Genomic DNA, 17,032 nt, shown 5'->3' on the forward strand with positions numbered 1-17,032 from the left:
TCCCGGTCACTTCACTTCCGGCGGCGTGGTGAAGGTGTGGTACGGCGCCGGCGACGGAATGCTCCACTCCAGGCCCTCGGCACCGTCCCACGGCTTGGCCGGCGCTGCCGGGCCGCCACGGATGCACTTGATGACGATGAACAGGAACAGCAACTGCGTGGTGCCGAACATGAAGCCACCGATCGACGAGACCATGTTGAAGTCGGCGAACTGCAGGTTGTAGTCGGGAATCCGCCGCGGCATACCGGCAAGGCCGACGAAGTGCATCGGGAAGAAGGTCAGGTTCATGCCGACGAACGACAGCCAGAAATGCAGCTTGCCCAGGGTTTCGTCGTACATGTGGCCGGTCCACTTCGGCAGCCAGTAGTAGGCCGAGGCGAAGATGCCGAAGATCGCCCCCGGCACCAGCACGTAGTGGAAGTGCGCCACCACGAAGTAGGTGTCCTGGTACTGGAAATCCGCCGGCGCGATCGCCAGCATCAGCCCGGAGAAGCCGCCGATGGAGAACAGGATGACGAACGCCACGGCGAACAGCATCGGCGTCTCGAAAGTCAGCGAACCCTGCCACATGGTGCTGACCCAGTTGAACACCTTCACCCCGGTCGGCACCGCGATCAGCATGGTCGCGTACATGAAGAACAGCTCGCCCACCAGCGGGATGCCGACCACGAACATGTGGTGCGCCCAGACGATGAACGACAGGAAGGCGATGCTCGCCGTGGCGTAGACCATCGAGGTGTAGCCGAACAGCGGCTTGCGCGAGAAGGTCGGGATGATCGCGCTGACGGCGCCGAAGGCCGGCAGGATCATGATGTACACCTCGGGATGGCCGAAGAACCAGAACACGTGCTGGAACAGCACCGGGTCACCGCCGCCGGCGGCACTGAAGAAACTGGTGCCGAAGTGGATGTCCATCAGCATCATGGTCACGCAGCCGGCCAGCACCGGCATCACCGCGATCAGCAGGAAGGCGGTGATCAGCCAGGTCCAGACGAACAGCGGCATCTTCATCAACGTCATGCCCGGGGCCCGCAGGTTGAGGATGGTCGAGACCACGTTGATCGCGCCCATGATCGAACTGATGCCCATCAGGTGGATGGCGAAGATGAAATAGGTGACGCTTTCCGGCGCGTAGGTGGTCGACAGCGGCGCATAGAAGGTCCAGCCGAAGTTCGGTCCGCCACCGGCGCTGAACAGGGTCGAGACCAGCAGGCCGAACGCCGCCGGCAGCAGCCAGAAGCTGAAGTTGTTCATCCGCGGCAGGGCCATGTCCGGCGCGCCGATCATCAACGGGATCATCCAGTTGGCGAGGCCGACGAAGGCCGGCATCACCGCGCCGAAGACCATCACCAGGCCATGCATGGTGGTCATCTGGTTGAAGAACGCCGGCTGCACGATCTGCAGGCCGGGCTGGAACAGCTCGGCGCGGATCACCATGGCGAACGAGCCGCCGATCAGGAACATGGCGAAACTGAACCACAGGTACAGCGTGCCGATATCCTTGTGGTTGGTGGTCAGCACCCAGCGCATCAGGCCCTTGGCGGGACCGTGGGCGTGGTCACCGGCGTGACCATGGTCATCGATCACAGCACTCATGTCCTGTCTCCTGCAGAGGTTTGAACCGGACGGCCCGGGAACACGATGGGCCCGGTCATTTGCTTTCTGCCTGTTTCAACGCCAGCACGTCTTTCGGCGTGACCATGTCGCCCTTGTTGTTGCCCCAGGCGTTGCGCTCGTAAGTGACGACCGCGGCGATATCGACTTCCGAAAGCTGCTTGCCGAAAGCCGCCATCGCGGTACCCGGCTTGCCGTGGAAGACCAGGCTCAGGTGGGCTTCCTTGGGCCCGGTGGCGATTTTCGAGCCCTTGAGCGCCGGGAACATCGGCGGCAGGCCCTGGCCTTCGGCCTGGTGACAGGCGACGCAGGTGGTGTGGTAGATCTTGTCGCCACGGGCCACCAGCTCGTCGAGGGTCCATTCCTTGCTGGTCAGTTCCTTGAGCTTGGCCGCCTCGGCCTTGCGCTCGGTCAGCCAGGCGTCGTAGTCGGCAGGGGATTTCACGTCGACGACGATGGGCATGAAACCGTGGTCCTTGCCGCACAGCTCGGCGCACTGGCCACGGTAGATGCCGGGCTTGTCGACCTTGGTCCAGGCCTCGTTGACGAAACCGGGGATGGCGTCGCGCTTGACCGCGAAGGCCGGCACCCACCAGGAGTGGATCACGTCGGCGGCGGTCACCAGGAAACGCACCTTCACCCCCGCCGGCAGCACCAGCGGCTGGTCGACCTCGAGCAGGTAGTGCTCGCCCTTGGCGGCCTGGTTGTGGATCTGGTCCTGGGGCGTGGCCAGGTTGCTGAAGAACTCGACGTCCTGGCCCAGGTACTTGTAGTGCCACTTCCACTGGTAACCGGTGATCTGGATGTCCACGTCCGATTCGCTGGTGTCGTACATCCTGATCAGCGTGGCGGTGGCCGGAATCGCCATGGCCACCAGGATCAGCAGCGGCACGACGGTCCAGAGGATCTCCACCGTGGTGCTTTCGTGGAAGCGGGCGGCCACCTGGCCGGTGGAGCGGCGGTGAATGATCATCGACCAGAACATCGCCCCGAAGACGATGACACCGATCACCACGCAGATCCAGAAGATGGTCATGTGCAGGTCGAAGACCGCGTGACTGACCTCGGTCGCCCCCTGCGTCATATTCGTGGTCCAGGCGGCTTGCGCCTGGCTGAATAACGACCACAACAGCAGGCCCATCCAGACCCGTGGATGTCGCATCATTGCGCGTTCCCCTTATCGTTCTTGTTATCCCGTCGGCTTTCACCTGGGGCAAAGGGGAATGGTCGGACTACGCACGCGGACCATTCGGTCTTGCCGAAACACAAAGCCGGACGTCATCAGCTAACTCCATACAAAACCGAGTATAGACAGCGACCGGGACCACGCAATGCAATACAAAAAATGAACCTGTCAGTTTCCTGAAAGCCACGAATGGCGTGGGCTGTAGCGAAATGATGGCAATTCAATATAACGCACGCATATAACCATGAAATAATTATTACAAATACGTCTTAACAGCTTTTATAACCCAGCTACCTTATGGTCTCCCTTTTTCCCTTTGTATTACCGACTGGAGCATTCATGAACACCGCCGCATTGCGCGAGCAAATACAACGTGCACATCAACACGAAGCCGAAACCGGCCAATTGACGCGACAACTGGAAGTTCAACTGCCGCACCTGCACCCTGCCATTCAATTACCGGAGATCGATGCCACGGGAGTCATGACCCGTTTTGTAACCGCCTACATCGAGCTGGTCCCCGACCTGCTGGATGCCGCCAATTCGGTCGCCCGCGAAGCGGGTATCGAATCGCAGATCAAACCTGTGCTGAAAATTGCCGAGCAGTTCTTCCTGCAACCGCCCAGCATTCTCGAAGGCCATGTCGGCCTCGACGGCCTGCTGGACGAAGCCTATCTGGCACATCGCCTGGTGGAGGAGGTCAACGATCTGTACATCGTGCATTTCGGCCAGTCGCTGATCCCGCTGAACACCACCGTGGCCAACCTGATCGCCCACCAGTTGATCGGCGAAGCGTTCGCCAACCAACTGGATGAAGCGGTGCATCACGCGGTCGATGAAATGCTCGACGAGGAGAGTTTCGCCCTCGAATCGGTGGAAGCCTATCGCGACCGCCTCAACAGCCCGGACACGGAAGCGGCGTGGAAACGCTGGCCTTGCCTGTCCCGCCAACTGGGTGTGGAGCTGGAACTGGAACAGCCCGCCGCCTGACCTTGCCGCTGCGCACCTAGACCGTCGACCCCACACCGGTCGTGGTGCGCAGGCGACCCTCCAGACGCCGTTTCAACCCACGGGATTCGATCACCAGCCGCGAGCCCTTGGCCGCGTTGGCGCGCCCCCATTCCTCGAGCAGTTCCAGGCAGGAATGGTCGATGTAGGTCAGGTTGCTCAGTGGCACATGCAGCGTGGTTCCCGGCGGCACCTTCGACAGCACCTGAGTCAGTACCGGCACCTTGAGAAAGGTCGCCGCCCCGGTCAGGCGCAGTTCCTGCTCGCCTTCACTCGGCAGGTCCACCAGGCTGACCTTCAGCCGCGAGGCCTTCCAGGCCAGCTTCGCCAGGGTCAGGCCGAAACCGATCAGCACGCCGGTCAGCAGGTCGGTGAAGACGATCGCCAATGCCGTCGCGGCATAGGTGAACATCGGCATCCGCCCGTAGCGGCCCAGGCTGCGGAAGACCTTGAGGTCGACCAGCTTCAACCCGGTGAACACCAGCACGCCGGCCAGGCTCGCCACCGGAATGCTCTGCAGCACGCTCGCCAGCAACAGCACGAAGGCCAGCAGCCAGAGGCCATGGAGCATGGTCGACAGGCGGGTGCGGGCGCCAGCCTGGACGTTGGCCGAACTGCGCACGATCACCCCGGTCATCGGCAATGCCCCAAGCAGGCCGCAGAGCATGTTGCCGACCCCTTGCGCCGACAGCTCGCGGTCGAAGTCGGAGCGCTGGCCGTCATGCATGCGGTCGACCGCCGCCGCCGAGAGCAGGGTTTCGGCACTGGCGATGAAGGCCACGGCAAAGGCCGCGACCAGGATCGCCGGGTCGGCCAGGTTGAGCAGGTCGGCCGGACGCAGCCAGTCGATGGCCTCGGCCAGGTTCTCCGGCACCTCCACGCGGCGTACCGGCAACGCCAGCACCAGGCTCACCAGTGTCGCCAGGCCCACGCCCAGCAGGGCGCCCGGCACGAAGCGCAGGCGCTGTGGCTTGAACTTCTCCCAGAGCCACATCACCAGGATCGTCAGCAGGCCCAGCAAGCCGGCCTGCCAGCCGATGCCGGCACCGACCAGCGGCAGGGCCTTGCCCAGGGCCTGGGGAAAGCCCAGCAGGTTGTCCAGGCCCGAAGGCAAGGGCGATGCGTCGAACATCACATGGATCTGCGACAGCACGATCAGCACGCCAATACCGGCGAGCATCCCGTACACCACGGCCGGAGCGGTAACCCGGAACCAGCAGCCCAGGCGCAGGCGCCCGGCGAGCAGTTGCAGCAGGCCGGCCAGCAGCAGGATCGGCCCGAGCATGGCGAGGCCATGCTGGCGCACCAGTTCGAACACCAGCACCGCCAGGCCCGCGGCCGGACCGCTGACCTGCAACGGCGAACCCGCCAGCCAGCCGACCACCAGGCCACCGACGATACCGGTGATCAATCCCTTGGCCGGCGGCACGCCGGACGCGATGGCGATTCCCATGCACAGCGGCAGGGCGACCAGGAACACCACCACGGAAGCCAGCAGCTCCCGGGGTAAAACAGCTTTCAGTTGCGCAGCACGCATGACGAATCTCCTGAGGATTTCTTCAGGCATGGCAAAGCCAGACCGCTCTGTGGCAGTCATGGCAGAACCTTATCGATTGAGAAGAGCTTTAGGCAGAAGTGACCTGTCCCGGCAATACCGCTCCCTTCTGACGACGTCGACGGCCGTCAAAAGGGCGAATACCGCCGAGCCCGGCTCTAGAAGCGTGCCTTGGGCGTCGCGCAGGGGATGGGGTGGGTGCCATCCAGAGGCAGGAAATCGCCCCGGTCCGCGTCGTAGGCTTTGATTTCGCTGGTTTCGATGTTGTACACCCAGCCATGGATGAACAGATGCCCGCTGGCGATGCGCGAGGCCACCGAAGGGTGGGTACGCAGGTGCTGCAGTTGGGCGATCACGTTCTCTTCGGTCACCACGTGCATGCTTTCACGTTCGTCGGCGCAATTGCAGTTGTCATGGACCATGGTGCGTGCCACCTCGGCATGCCGCAGCCAGGCCTTTACCGTGGGCATCTTGTCCAGGCTTTCAGGGTTCAGCACCGCGCGCATGGCGCCGCAGTCCGAGTGGCCGCAGATAATGATGTGCTGCACGCCAAGGGCGAGTACGGCGTACTCGATGGCGGTGGACACACCACCGTTCATCTGGCCGTAAGGTGGCACCACGTTGCCGACGTTGCGGGTGACGAACAGGTCGCCGGGGCCGGTCTGGGTGATGAGTTCGGGAACGATGCGCGAGTCGGCGCAAGTGATGAACATGGCCCGGGGAGCCTGGGCCGTGGCGAGTTTCTTGAAAAGTTCTTCCTGCTGCGGAAAGACTTCATGGTGAAAACGCAGAAAACCATCGACGATATGTTGCAGTGCTGCATCGGCGCTTTCGGTCTCGGGGAGCACTGAAGCCGACGCAGCCAACGGCTGTTTATCCTTGTCACTCATGATTCATCCTCTTTACGGGCGGATTTAAGGGGATTTTCCTGATTTGGCTTGCTCAGGGCCAGCGTTCTTCGGGTCAGCGCGCCCGATTCCTTGAACACTACCTGCAAAAACACAGGCCTGGTCACCATAACCGTGGAAACTTAACTCAAACTGAATCAGAGGCTCTAGGACGGGTGTTCCACATCACTCCCGAGGGACAGTCCCGACGCCAGCCATCACGAAGAAGCATTATATGGCATGCCTCATCCAAAGCTTACGTCAGAGCAGTGACATCTGCGCTCCCGGCGGGCAGAAAAGGCTGCAATCGAGGTTGAAACCGTCCCGGCGGTCCAGACCCAGGCGCTTGAGGGCCTTGGCGAAGCGCTGGGCGAGCAGGTCGGCGAACGGTCCCTCGCCACGCATCCGCGCACCGAAGCGGCTGTCGTACAGCTCGCCGCCGCGGCTCTGGCGGATCAGGCTGAGGACATGGGCCGCCCGCTGCGGGTAATGCGCGGCCAGCCATTCCTCGAACAGCGGCGCCACCTCCAGCGGCAGCCGCAACATCATGTAGGCGGCGCTCCGGGCACCGGCGGCATGGGCCTCGCCGAGCAGGCTTTCGAGTTCGCTGTCGTTGATCATCGGAATCATCGGCGAGCACAGCACGCCCACCGGAATGCCTGCCTCGCGCATCACCCGGATTGCCCGCAGGCGCGCCCTGGGTGCCGCGGCGCGGGGTTCGAGGATGCGCTTGAGTTCGTCGTCCAGGGTGGTCAGGCTGATCATCACCGCCACCAGCCGCTGCCGGGCCAGCTCCGCCAGCAGGTCGAGGTCACGCAGGATCAGCGCGCCCTTGGTCACGATCGTCACCGGATGCCGGTAACGCAGCAGCACTTCGAGGGTCTGCCGGGTCAGCCGGTGCTCGCGCTCGATCGGCTGGTAGGGGTCGGTATTGGAACCCAGGTTGATCGGCGCGCAGCGGTAGCCCGGTTTCGACAGCTGCTGTTCGAGCACCGCCGGCGCGTTGCTCTTGGCGATCAGCCGGGTCTCGAAATCCAGGCCCGGCGACATGTCCCAGTAGGCGTGGCTGGGCCGCGCGTAGCAGTAGATGCAGCCGTGCTCGCAACCGCGATAGGGGTTGATGGAGCGGTCGAAGGGCAGGTCCGGCGAGGTATTGCGGGTGATGATGGTCTTCGCCGTCTCGATGCGCACCTCGGTGCCCTGGGTTGGCGGCACCTCCTGGTACCAGCCGTCGTCCTCGACCACCGAGCGGCTCGGCGCGAAGCGGTTGTGCGGGTTGCTCGCGGTGCCACGACCGCGTGGCGGGAGAGGAGTGGACATTGGCGAAGCCCTTGACTGTATTTATATACAGTAATCGAGCAGGCGGGATCTGACCAGCACTCGCCGACCTGCGGGCTTCACCGACGAATCTTTGACATGAGCCTCACAGGCTTTTGATCCCTCGGGGGGCATGCTGCGTGCCAGTCTCCCCTCTCTCCCGGGTCACCCTGTCATGTCCATCACTCGTGCCCTCGCGATCCTGTGCATCACCCTGAGCAGCCTGTTCATGCTGGCCCAGGCCCAAGCCGACAGCACCTTCGTCCGCCCGCCCCAGTGGGCCCAGCCGGTCGGCGACAAATACAACCTGAACCAGATGAGCCCGACGCTCTACCGCAGCGCACTGCCGGACGCCGATGCCCTGCCGCTGCTGGAACAGCTGAAGATCGGCACGGTGATCAACTTCCTGCCGGAGTCGGACGCCAGCTGGCTGGTGACCCCCAACGTCAAGAAAGTGCAACTGCCCTACCGCACCAACCATGTCGACGACGCCGACGTGCTGGCCGCCCTGCGGGCGATCAGGGACGCCGAAGGCCACGGCCCGGTGCTGATGCATTGCAAGCACGGCTCCGATCGCACCGGCTTGATGGCGGCCATGTACCGGGTGGTCGTCCAGGGCTGGAGCAAGGAGGACGCCCTGGCCGAAATGACTCAGGGTGGCTTTGGCGAAAGTTCCCACCATAAGGACGGCATTCGCTACATGATGAAGGCCGATATCGACAAACTTCGCACGGCCCTGGCCAATGGCGATTGCAGCACCAGCCCATTCGCCACCTGCAATGTGCAGAACTGGTTCAAGTCAGCTTCGGCCAACGCCCACTGAGGGCGATGCCGGGCCGGCACTGACCCGTGGCGCCTTCAACGCCGAACCGAACATCATCGCCGCCCACGCCGGGACCGAGCGCGGCCGGGCCGGGCCTGCAGGGTCGCTTTCGGTGTCCTGACCAGCGGCCTCGCCGTTCTGCACCTTGACCAGTTGCTCCATCAGGTCGATGAACTGCGGGTCGCTCGAGTCGCGCATGACGGCTTTCGCCGGTCGCCCGAGAAAGGCCGCGACGGATTCCGTCAACGAACGGATGGGCGCCGGAACAAACAGTTCCTCGCGCAGGCGACGGCCCTCCACAGCATCGAACAGCCCCTTTTCCACGAAACGCGCAAAGACCTCCGTAGCCAGTTCCAGTCCCCACAGATAGGTGAAATAGCGGGCCTCATAGCCCGTGACCAGGTGGGTGAAGGAGTAGATGAAACGGTCGGGCATCGGCTTGGGCCAATGGGCGAGGTTCTCCTGGGTCAGCGCGTGGATATTCGCGGTATCGACCGGCTGCAGCAGGTGCAGGAAAAAGTCCATGCCCGAATACATCAGTTGCATACTGTCATTCAGCCAGGTCTGGCTTTCCAGGAAGATCCGCAGGCGACGGGCCTGCTCGGTGGACAGGCTGGCCCCGGTCTGGTGGTGACGGCTCATGTCGACCAGGAAATCGACGTTGTAGCTCCAGCGTTCCATCAATCTGGAAAAAAACTCCCGCACATCCATCCCCGAATGCTCGCTGCACGACAACTGCCAGGTTTCCGACGTGTCGAGCAGTTGATACAGGCAATGCCCGAACTCGTGGAACAGGGTCCGCACCTGCCCGTGTTTCAGCAGCACGGGCGCACCTGCGCCATTGCCGGGCAGGGCACAGGACAACACCGCCACCGGCAGCTTCACTTCGCGCCCCTCGACCGACAGCAGGCGATGGGCAAGGGAAAACGTGGAGCCGGACTTGAACAGTTTCTGCTCGCGGGAAAACAGATCGAGAAACAGATAACCGAGGGTCTGCCCGGCTTCGCGGACCTCGAAGGCGCGCACGCTGGCGTGCCAGGTATCGAGCTGCGGGCGCTCGACGAACTCGATGCCGAACAGGCGCCTGGGCAGGTCGAACATCTTTCCCAGCACCCGTTCGAGTTCGAAATGGCGACGGAACTCGTCCTCATCCAGTGCCCCTTTGTGCAGGCGCCTCTTCTGCCCGTAGTACAGATAGTCCCAGGGTTGCAGGGGGGCGGGTGCCAATGAGGTCAGTTCTTCGCGCTCGGTGATCCAGGCGGGGGCCTTGCTCGCGATCTGCTGGTGGAGGAACCAGAGCACATGGGCCGGCTTGCGCACCGAAAGACGTTGCAGGGCCAGTTCGGCGAAACTGCCAAAGCCCAGCATCCGCGCCTGTTCCAGGCGCAGCTGCAGCAACTGTTCGAGCACCCTGCTGTTGTCGAAAGTCTTGCAGTCCGCCAGGCCCTGGTCGGAGGCCAGGGTGCCGCGTCGCTGGAACACCTGCTGGCGCAAGGCCGATGCCTGGGCGTCGGTCATGATCGTGCGGACCAGCTCCGGATCGCTCATGTCGATCTTCCAGCCCAGCAGTTGCTTGTCCTGATAGAGGGCCATGGCCGCCTTGTCGTGGCTGGACAGCCCGTCCAGCAGCGCCTCGTCCGCCACGTCGATCTGCCAGCTGGAACAGTCGGTGGCCGCGGCCACATTGCTGAGAAAGCGCAGGCGCAGTTCATCGGTCGTCTCGCCCAGTTCCCTGAACCGCTGGCGCTGCTCGGCGGGCAGCGCCATGCCATCCAGACGGAAGCGCCGCAGGACCCTGTCGAGCAGGACCCGGCGCGGCCGACTGAACTGGCGGGCCAGCGGGCTGGCGGCCAGCTTCTGGTAGAGGGCGTACAGCTGCTCGTTGCCCCAGAGCAGTTGGTCGAACTGCACCTCGATGCGAAAACAGCGCACGAACGCCTTGTTCCACTTCGCCCCGGAACGCGCGCGGGACAGGGCCAGGAGGGTGCCGACACACCAGGCCATGCGCGCGCCGAGCGCGTCGAGCGGCACGACGAAATCATCCCAGGTGGGCAGCTCGCGCTGACTGACGAGGATCGCCTCGATGGTGCTGCGGGCCTCGTTGCGCACCTGCAGCATCGCCGGTACCAGGTGATGGGCGCGTATGGACGAGTAAGGCGGCAGTTCGCCACAGTGATGCAGCAGCGGGTTGTAGGTACCCATGGTCACTCCTTGAGAGACGCGGCCCCGGAACGGGACCACTCAAGGAGCGAGCCTAGGTGGCGCAAGCCTGGCGCTGGACCTACATAGATAGGCCCGGCGACCGCGATTACTCGCTCGGCTTTTTCAGCTTGGGATTGGGGAAGAACTGCACAGTCTGGACGGTCTTGTCGGCCACCTTGGCCGCCGGCGTATTGACCCGCGTGCTCAACTCCCTGGGCACCGACAGCCCCTGTTCGTTGAGCGTGTCGGCATAGCCGCACGCCACGCATTCACGGTGCGGAACGTCATCCTCGCTCCACATCATCAGCTTGTCCTGCTCGCTGCACGCCGGGCAGACCGCCCCGGCGATGAAGCGTTTCCTGGTCTTGGTCACGACTACCTCACTCATGCCGCCGCGTCCTCGCTCAGGCCGCTGTGGCGCAACAATGCGTCAATCGAAGGTTCACGGCCACGGAAATCGACGAACAGCACCATCGGTGCCTGGGAGCCACCGCGGGCAAGGATCGCTTCGCGGAACGCGCGACCGGTCCGGGCATTGAGCACGCCTTCTTCCTCGAACCGCGAGAAGGCATCCGCCGACAGCACCTCGGCCCACTTGTAACTGTAGTAGCCGGCCGCGTAGCCACCGGCGAAGATGTGCGCGAAGCTGTTGGGGAAGCGGTTGTAGGCCGGTGGACGCATCACCGAGACCTCGTTGCGCACCGCCTCCAGCACCTGGGCCACGCTGCGGCCGTCGCCGTGGGTGGCATGCAGTTCGAAGTCGAACAGCGAGAACTCCAGCTGGCGCACCATCATCAGGCCGGACTGGAAGTTCTTCGCCGCGAGCATTTTTTCCAGCAGGTCCTGGGGCAGTGGCTCGCCCGTCTCGTAGTGGCCGGAGATCAGCGCCAGGCCTTCCGGCTCCCAGCACCAGTTCTCCATGAACTGGCTCGGCAGTTCCACCGCGTCCCAGGCCACGCCGTTGATACCGGATACCCCGGCATGCTCGACGCGGGTCAGCAGGTGGTGCAGGCCGTGGCCGAATTCGTGGAACAGGGTGGTCACTTCGTCGTGGGTCAGCAGCGCCGGCTTGCCGCTGTCGGCCGGGGCGAAGTTGCACACCAGGTTGGCCACCGGGCTCTGCAGCACGCCATCGGCGGTGCGGCGACGGTCACGGGCACCGTCCATCCAGGCGCCGCCCCGCTTGTTCGCGCGGGCATACAGGTCGAAGAAGAAGCGTCCGACGTGCTGGCCGTTCTCCCTGATTTCGAACAGGCGGACATCCGGGTGCCAGGTATCGAAACCGGTCTGCTCGGCGATCTCGATGCCGTAGAGCTTCTGCACGATGGCGAACAGGCCGCCGAGCACCTTGTCGATCGGGAAGTAGGCACGCAGGGCTTCCTGGGACACGCTGTAGCGCTGCTCACGAAGCTTCTCGCCGTAGAAGCCGCTGTCCCAGCTCTGCAGTTCGGCACAGCCCTGCTCGGCAGCGTAGGCCTTGAGCTGTTGCAGGTCCTGGGCGGCGAACGGCTTGCTGCGCTTGGCCAGGTCGCGCAGGAAGGTCAGCACCTGGTCGCTGGAATCGGCCATCTTGGTCGCCAGGCTCAGTTCGGCGAAGCTGGCAAAGCCCAGCAGCTTGGCCAGTTCCTGGCGCAGGTCGAGAATTTCAGCCATCACCGGGCCGTTGTCGAACTGGCCGGCGTTGGGGCCCTGGTCGGAGGCGCGGGTGCAGTAGGCGGCGTAGACCTCTTCGCGCAGGGCGCGGTCTTCGGCGTAGGTCATCACCGCGTAGTAGCTGGGGAATTCCAGGGTGATCAGCCAGCCTTCCAGGCCCTTGGCCTGGGCCGCGGCGGCCATCTGCGCCTTGGCCGAAGGACTCAGCCCGGCGAGGGCGGCCTCGTCGGTGATGTGCTTGGTCCAGGCCTGGGTGGCGTCGAGCAACTGGTTGGAGAAGCGGCTGCCCAGCTCCGACAGCTTGCTCTGCACCTCGGCATAACGCTTCTGCTCGGCCTCGGGCAGGTCGATACCCGACAGGCGGAAGTCACGCAGCGAATGTTCGAGAATGGTTTTCTGCGCCACGTCGAAGCCGGCGGCCTCGGGGCTGTTGGCCAGGGCTTCGAAGGCCTGGAACAGCTCGCGGTTCTGGCCCAGCTCGGTGGAGTAGGCACTGAGCGCCGGCAGGCAGGCCTCGTAGGCTTCGCGCAGTTCCTGGCTGTTGCACACCGCGTTGAGGTGGCTGACCGGGCTCCAGGCGGCGCCCAGGCGGTCGTTGAGTTCGTCCATGGCCAGCACCAGGCCGGCCCAGCTCGGATTTTTCCCCTGGCTTTGCAGGATACCTTCGATGGCCTTGCGGTTGTCGGCGAGGATCTGCTCGATGGCCGGTTGCACGTGCTCGGCACGGATCGCCGAGAAGGGCGGCAGGTCGTAGGGCTGCAGAAGAGGGTTGTTCGCGCTCACGGTGGACACCTTGGCTGAAAAAACATGTAGGAACAAAGATGGGGCCATCTTAATTACAATCAATGCCCACCGCAGCTATCAGCAACAGAGAGAGTGCCTATCGTGACCCTTCGCACCTACCAGAACCACACGCCGTCCCTGGGTTCCAGGGCTTTTGTCGACCACTCGGCGGTGGTGATCGGCGATGTCGAGATCGGCGACGACAGTTCGATCTGGCCGTTGACCGTGATCCGTGGCGACATGCACCGCATCCGCATTGGCGCCCGCACCAGCGTGCAGGACGGTTGCGTGTTGCACATCACCCACGCCGGGCCTTTCAACCCCGACGGTTTCCCGCTGCTGATCGGCGATGACGTGACCATCGCCCACAAGGTCATGCTGCACGGCTGCAGCATCGGCAGCCGGATCCTGATCGGCATGGGCAGTATCGTCATGGATGGCGCGGTGATCGAGGACGAGGTGATCGTCGGCGCCGGCAGCCTGGTGCCACCGGGCAAGCAACTGGCCAGCGGCTTTCTCTACGTCGGCAGCCCGGTGAAGCAGGTGCGGCCGCTGACGGAGAAGGAGAAGGCCTTTTTCACCTACAGCGCCGCGAACTACGTGAAGCTCAAGGATCAGCACATCGCCGAAGGCTACGACCGCGCCGAGTGAGCGTTTTCTGTACGGATTGGGACATTTCATGCACTACCAGACAATTCTGTTCGACCTCGACGGCACCCTGACCGACCCACGCGAGGGCATCACCCGCTCGATCCAGTTCGCCCTCGCCAAGCTGGGTATCGACGAGCCGGACCTGGGCAAGCTGGAACACTTCATCGGCCCGCCGCTGCTGCAGGCGTTCATGCAGTTCTACGGCTTCGACGAGGCCAAGGCCTGGGAGGCGGTGAATTTCTACCGCGAGCGCTTCAAAGTCACCGGCCTCTATGAAAACCGTGTGTTCGACGGTGTCGTGCCGCTGCTGGAAACCCTCGGCGGGCAAGGGCGCACACTGTATATCGCCACCTCCAAGCCCTGGGTGTTCGCCCGCGAGATCGCCCGGCATTTCGACTTCGCCCGGCACTTCAAGGTGATCTACGGCAGCGAGCTGGATGGCACGCGGACCGACAAGGTCGAGCTGATCGCCCACCTGGTCGCCGAGGAAGGCCTGGAACCGGGCGATACGCTGATGATCGGCGACCGCAAGCACGACCTGATCGGCGCGCGCCGCAACGGCCTGGCCGCGGCGGCGGTGGGTTACGGGTTCGGCAGCTTCGAGGAACTGAGTGCCGAGCAGCCGGCGTATCACTTCCAGACACTGGACGAGTTGCATCGGGCGTTTGTGTAGGGCCCGAGAGCGAGCCGCGCCGTTCGCGGGCAAGCCACGCGCCGATAGGGTTGTGCCACACGCTGGCCTCTCTGTAGGAGCGCGGCTTGCCCGCGAAGAGGCCGGTCAGCCCGGCATCAATTTCTGTAACGCCGCCTTTCTCGCCTCGGGCGGCATGGCCCCCAGCCTTTCCACCTCGGTGAAAAACGCCGGCCAATCGCCGTCGACCTGCCTGAACAGCGCCGCAAACGCCGGCACCCACTGGTCATACAGCCCGAACGGCAACAGCTTGGCGTTGTTCAGCGGCGTATTGATCCAGCCATCGTAGCGCTTGTCGCCGGCCCACTGCGTCGCCTGCAGCCGCCGGTATTCCTGGCGCAGGCGCTCGAACTCGGCGGCCTTGCGCGCGCGCATCCGCTCGGCCGGCAACGGCAGCGCGTAGAGCGCCTGCAGGCGCTTGCGGGTCTCCAGCACCAGGGCAATGAACTGGTCCTTCTGCTGCGTCTCGTTGCCCAGGGTCGCCGGCAACCCGCGCGCCGCCCGCCACTGCCGGGTACCTTCCTGCTCGACGAAGTTGGCGTAGGACTCGTTGAACTCGGTGTCGTCCTTCACATAGAAGCGCTGGTGCGCCAGCTCATGGAAGATCAGCGTCGCCAGGCGCTCGTCGCCCCAGTTCATCATCGAGCTGAGAATCGGGTCATCGAACCAGCCCAGGGTCGAGTAGGCCTCGACCCCACCGATGTACACATCCAGGCCCTGCTGGCGCTGCAACGCGGCTTCGCCCCGGGCCGCGCCCTGGCTGTAGTAGCCGCGATAGGCGACACAGCCGGCGATGGGGAAACAGTGGCTCTGCGGCGTCAGGGAAAATTCCGGGGTGGCGAAGACGTTCCACACCACGTAGGGCCGCCTGATATCGGCATACAGCCGATAGCTGCGGTTGTCCGGCAGGTGCAGGTGCTGGCTGGCGAAGGCCCGCGCCTCTTGGGAACGGATCAGGTGCTCGCGCAGCGCCTGGGGACGGCTAGGATCGGCGATCACCTGCGCCACCGGTTCACGGGCGCGCAGCAGGCTCAGTTGGCCACTGGCCAGCTGGCTGTAGTAGTCCAGGCTGCTGCAACCGCCCGCGAGCAGCAGCAGGCCTGCCAGACCGAGGCGTAGAAGGGGAGCGAATGGCCGGTGCGGCATGCGGATCATCCAGTCGGGGTTTGCGCCAAGACTATCGCGCGCGACGAAACATGTTCCATGAAGATTGGCCACATTCAGGCAAAAGCGTCCAGCCAAGACCACTGATCACAGGTATGCTGAACCCCTGTCATCAAGCGAAATCCATCATGCGCAAGCTGCTGACCTTCCTTGCCCTCGCCAGCCTCGGCGGCTGTGCCGGACCGCTGCCGGCGGTCGACCCGAACATGGCCTGGATCGACCTGGGGACCCGCACCGGCACCCTGGTCATGGCCGAAACCCTGGACAGGAAGCGCCTCGACGACGGGCGCTTCTTCCAGGTGACACCCGGGCCCCATGAGCTGACCGTGCGCTTCGACTACGACGTGTACATTGGCGGCATGGCGATGAACACCGACCCGCTGCAGCGAATCTGCTACATCAGCGTGTCCTACCCGAACTTCGAGGCAGGACGGCGTTATCACCTGGAAGGGGTTGCCCTGGGGTTCCAGGCCAATGCCCGGCTGTATGACGACAAGGGCGTACAGATCGCCTCGGATGAACGGGTGATCTGCATGCCCTAGGGGCCTCAGGTATCGTTCTTCTGGTAGATGATCGCCTTGGTGCCGTTTTCACAGGTACCGACCACCATCGCCACGTCATGCTTCTCGGCTTCCTCCCGGGAGACGATCTCCAGGGTGTAGGAAGGTACGGCGTTGGCCTGAATCTTCACCTCGATCTCGTTTTTCAACTCCTGGCAGTCCTTCGGGGCCGCCAGGGCCTGCGTCGCCAGCGCGCAACAGAAAATGCCCAGGGCAATGCGTTTCATGATCAGACTCCTTCTGGCGGCAACGCGTCGCAAGGGCGTACGCAATCAGTTGCCGCATACCGATTCGACCACAAACGGGAGAATCAAGTTCTGACTCGCCTCACAACCTGTGATAACAGAGCCCCCTGTGGGGGCCAACTTCTTGGGGGCCGTCCGGAGATCGCCAAAAGCCTCGCGGAGGAATCCAGCTGCCACAGGTCATGTTCCGCGAATCAGCCCAGCAGGGTCGCGTCCAGGCTGATCTTCGCGTTCAGCACCTTGGACACCGGGCAACCCTCCTTGGCCTTCTGGCTCAGCTCATCGAACTGCTGCTGGCTGGCACCCGGGATCTTCGCCTTGAGAATCAGGTGCACCGCGGTAATGGCAAAACCGCCATCCACCTGGTCCAGCGTCACCTCGGCGTGGGTGTCGATGCTGTCGGCCTTGAGCCCGGCCTCGCCGAGAATCATCGAGAAGGCCATGGAAAAGCAGCCGGCATGGGCCGCACCGATCAGTTCCTCGGGGTTGGTGCCCCGGCCACCCTCAAAGCGTGCCTTGAAGCCATAGGGTGCCTCGCGCAAGACACCGGTTTCGGTGGAAATGGAGCCGATACCGGTTTTCAGGTCGCCTTCCCAGTGAGCCGAGGCTTTCTTCGTGATACTCATGGACTGTCTCCTCAAAAGCGACGCGGGGGTTCGCGCCAGACCAAAATTTTGAGAATAGTCGGCATCT

At 63.7% G+C, this 17,032-nt stretch carries 16 protein-coding genes; 5 read left to right on the forward strand and 11 right to left on the reverse strand.

Annotated features, from left to right (window positions below; all coding sequences use genetic code 11):
- Window positions 1–6: 6 nt before the first annotated feature.
- Together ctaD and coxB are read right to left on the reverse strand one after the other, a co-directional pair.
- On the reverse strand, window positions 7–1,596 hold the full coding sequence (gene ctaD, locus PF66_RS17520) for a cytochrome c oxidase subunit I (protein ID WP_054057607.1): 1,590 nt from the start codon (window positions 1,594–1,596) through the stop codon (window positions 7–9).
- A gap of 55 nt (window positions 1,597–1,651) precedes the next feature.
- Window positions 1,652–2,779: a cytochrome c oxidase subunit II gene (gene coxB, locus PF66_RS17525; protein WP_054057608.1), complete on the reverse strand. Its 1,128-nt coding sequence runs from the start codon at window positions 2,777–2,779 to the stop codon at window positions 1,652–1,654.
- A 360-nt stretch (window positions 2,780–3,139) separates the two neighbouring features.
- Between coxB and PF66_RS17530 the strand changes: the two genes are divergently transcribed.
- Window positions 3,140–3,790, forward strand: coding sequence for a hypothetical protein (locus tag PF66_RS17530; RefSeq protein ID WP_054057609.1), 651 nt, complete (start codon window positions 3,140–3,142; stop codon window positions 3,788–3,790).
- A 16-nt stretch (window positions 3,791–3,806) separates the two neighbouring features.
- Here PF66_RS17530 and PF66_RS17535 read toward each other — a convergent pair whose 3' ends face one another.
- The 3 genes from PF66_RS17535 to PF66_RS17545 all read right to left on the reverse strand — a co-directional run bounded on the left by PF66_RS17535 (window position 3,807) and on the right by PF66_RS17545 (window position 7,570).
- Window positions 3,807–5,345, reverse strand: coding sequence for a SulP family inorganic anion transporter (locus PF66_RS17535; RefSeq protein ID WP_054063392.1), 1,539 nt, complete (start codon window positions 5,343–5,345; stop codon window positions 3,807–3,809).
- Window positions 5,346–5,521: 176 nt separating this feature from the next.
- Window positions 5,522–6,253 carry a carbonic anhydrase gene (locus PF66_RS17540; protein WP_054063393.1) on the reverse strand — a complete coding sequence of 244 codons (732 nt, stop codon included), beginning with the start codon at window positions 6,251–6,253 and terminating at the stop codon, window positions 5,522–5,524.
- Window positions 6,254–6,511: 258 nt separating this feature from the next.
- Window positions 6,512–7,570, reverse strand: coding sequence for a PA0069 family radical SAM protein (locus PF66_RS17545; RefSeq protein WP_054057611.1), 1,059 nt, complete (start codon window positions 7,568–7,570; stop codon window positions 6,512–6,514).
- Between the two features lie 172 nt (window positions 7,571–7,742).
- On the opposite strand from PF66_RS17545, the gene PF66_RS17550 reads away from it, so the two are divergent.
- Window positions 7,743–8,390: a tyrosine-protein phosphatase gene (locus PF66_RS17550; RefSeq protein ID WP_054063394.1), complete on the forward strand. Its 648-nt coding sequence runs from the start codon at window positions 7,743–7,745 to the stop codon at window positions 8,388–8,390.
- Here the strand turns inward: PF66_RS17550 and PF66_RS17555 are convergent.
- From PF66_RS17555 to prlC, 3 genes are all read right to left on the reverse strand, one after another.
- Window positions 8,367–10,592 carry a M3 family metallopeptidase gene (locus PF66_RS17555; protein WP_054063395.1) on the reverse strand — a complete coding sequence of 742 codons (2,226 nt, stop codon included), beginning with the start codon at window positions 10,590–10,592 and terminating at the stop codon, window positions 8,367–8,369. The two genes, PF66_RS17550 and PF66_RS17555, sit on opposite strands and share 24 nt — an antisense overlap.
- A 106-nt stretch (window positions 10,593–10,698) precedes the next feature.
- Entirely contained in the window at window positions 10,699–10,980 is a 282-nt protein-coding gene (locus PF66_RS17560; protein ID WP_054057613.1) for a YheV family putative zinc ribbon protein, read from the reverse strand.
- Window positions 10,977–13,028 (reverse strand): oligopeptidase A, encoded by a 2,052-nt coding sequence (gene prlC, locus PF66_RS17565; protein ID WP_054063396.1) that lies wholly within the window; start codon window positions 13,026–13,028, stop codon window positions 10,977–10,979. Before prlC ends, PF66_RS17560 begins: the two co-directional genes overlap by 4 nt.
- A 102-nt stretch (window positions 13,029–13,130) precedes the next feature.
- On the opposite strand from prlC, the gene PF66_RS17570 reads away from it, so the two are divergent.
- Together PF66_RS17570 and PF66_RS17575 are read left to right on the forward strand one after the other, a co-directional pair.
- Complete coding sequence (locus PF66_RS17570) at window positions 13,131–13,679, forward strand: gamma carbonic anhydrase family protein (protein ID WP_054063397.1); 549 nt, start codon at window positions 13,131–13,133, stop codon at window positions 13,677–13,679.
- Window positions 13,680–13,707: 28 nt separating this feature from the next.
- The gene (locus tag PF66_RS17575; protein ID WP_054057616.1) at window positions 13,708–14,352 is read left to right on the forward strand and encodes an HAD family hydrolase; all 645 of its coding nucleotides are present in this window, start codon (window positions 13,708–13,710) and stop codon (window positions 14,350–14,352) included.
- A gap of 105 nt (window positions 14,353–14,457) precedes the next feature.
- On the opposite strand, the gene PF66_RS17580 is transcribed toward PF66_RS17575, so the two are convergent.
- Window positions 14,458–15,516 carry an aminopeptidase gene (locus PF66_RS17580; RefSeq protein WP_054057617.1) on the reverse strand — a complete coding sequence of 353 codons (1,059 nt, stop codon included), beginning with the start codon at window positions 15,514–15,516 and terminating at the stop codon, window positions 14,458–14,460.
- A 146-nt stretch (window positions 15,517–15,662) separates the two neighbouring features.
- Between PF66_RS17580 and PF66_RS17585 the strand changes: the two genes are divergently transcribed.
- A complete protein-coding gene (locus PF66_RS17585) occupies window positions 15,663–16,076 on the forward strand; it encodes a hypothetical protein (RefSeq protein ID WP_054057623.1) in 414 nt (137 codons plus the stop codon).
- Window positions 16,077–16,081: 5 nt separating this feature from the next.
- Here PF66_RS17585 and PF66_RS17590 read toward each other — a convergent pair whose 3' ends face one another.
- Together PF66_RS17590 and PF66_RS17595 are read right to left on the reverse strand one after the other, a co-directional pair.
- Window positions 16,082–16,321 (reverse strand): DUF1161 domain-containing protein, encoded by a 240-nt coding sequence (locus PF66_RS17590; protein WP_054063398.1) that lies wholly within the window; start codon window positions 16,319–16,321, stop codon window positions 16,082–16,084.
- Window positions 16,322–16,533: 212 nt separating this feature from the next.
- The gene (locus PF66_RS17595; protein WP_054057619.1) at window positions 16,534–16,965 is read right to left on the reverse strand and encodes an OsmC family protein; all 432 of its coding nucleotides are present in this window, start codon (window positions 16,963–16,965) and stop codon (window positions 16,534–16,536) included.
- Window positions 16,966–17,032 lie beyond the last annotated feature (67 nt).

Source organism: Pseudomonas asplenii, assembly GCF_001293465.1.
Lineage (GTDB): Bacteria > Pseudomonadota > Gammaproteobacteria > Pseudomonadales > Pseudomonadaceae > Aquipseudomonas > Aquipseudomonas fuscovaginae_B.

Excerpts from the sequence above, each read along its gene's own strand:
- ctaD (WP_054057607.1), bottom strand. The coding sequence starts at position 1,596 with ATGAGTGCTGTGATCGATGACCATGGTCACGCCGGTGACCACGCCCAC.
- coxB (WP_054057608.1), bottom strand. The coding sequence starts at position 2,779 with ATGATGCGACATCCACGGGTCTGGATGGGCCTGCTGTTGTGGTCGTTA.
- PF66_RS17530 (WP_054057609.1), top strand. The coding sequence starts at position 3,140 with ATGAACACCGCCGCATTGCGCGAGCAAATACAACGTGCACATCAACAC.
- PF66_RS17535 (WP_054063392.1), bottom strand. The coding sequence starts at position 5,345 with ATGCGTGCTGCGCAACTGAAAGCTGTTTTACCCCGGGAGCTGCTGGCT.
- PF66_RS17540 (WP_054063393.1), bottom strand. The coding sequence starts at position 6,253 with ATGAGTGACAAGGATAAACAGCCGTTGGCTGCGTCGGCTTCAGTGCTC.
- PF66_RS17545 (WP_054057611.1), bottom strand. The coding sequence starts at position 7,570 with ATGTCCACTCCTCTCCCGCCACGCGGTCGTGGCACCGCGAGCAACCCG.
- PF66_RS17550 (WP_054063394.1), top strand. The coding sequence starts at position 7,743 with ATGTCCATCACTCGTGCCCTCGCGATCCTGTGCATCACCCTGAGCAGC.
- PF66_RS17555 (WP_054063395.1), bottom strand. The coding sequence starts at position 10,592 with ATGGGTACCTACAACCCGCTGCTGCATCACTGTGGCGAACTGCCGCCT.
- PF66_RS17560 (WP_054057613.1), bottom strand. The coding sequence starts at position 10,980 with ATGAGTGAGGTAGTCGTGACCAAGACCAGGAAACGCTTCATCGCCGGG.
- PF66_RS17575 (WP_054057616.1), top strand. The coding sequence starts at position 13,708 with ATGCACTACCAGACAATTCTGTTCGACCTCGACGGCACCCTGACCGAC.
- PF66_RS17580 (WP_054057617.1), bottom strand. The coding sequence starts at position 15,516 with ATGCCGCACCGGCCATTCGCTCCCCTTCTACGCCTCGGTCTGGCAGGC.
- PF66_RS17585 (WP_054057623.1), top strand. The coding sequence starts at position 15,663 with ATGCGCAAGCTGCTGACCTTCCTTGCCCTCGCCAGCCTCGGCGGCTGT.
- PF66_RS17590 (WP_054063398.1), bottom strand. The coding sequence starts at position 16,321 with ATGAAACGCATTGCCCTGGGCATTTTCTGTTGCGCGCTGGCGACGCAG.
- PF66_RS17595 (WP_054057619.1), bottom strand. The coding sequence starts at position 16,965 with ATGAGTATCACGAAGAAAGCCTCGGCTCACTGGGAAGGCGACCTGAAA.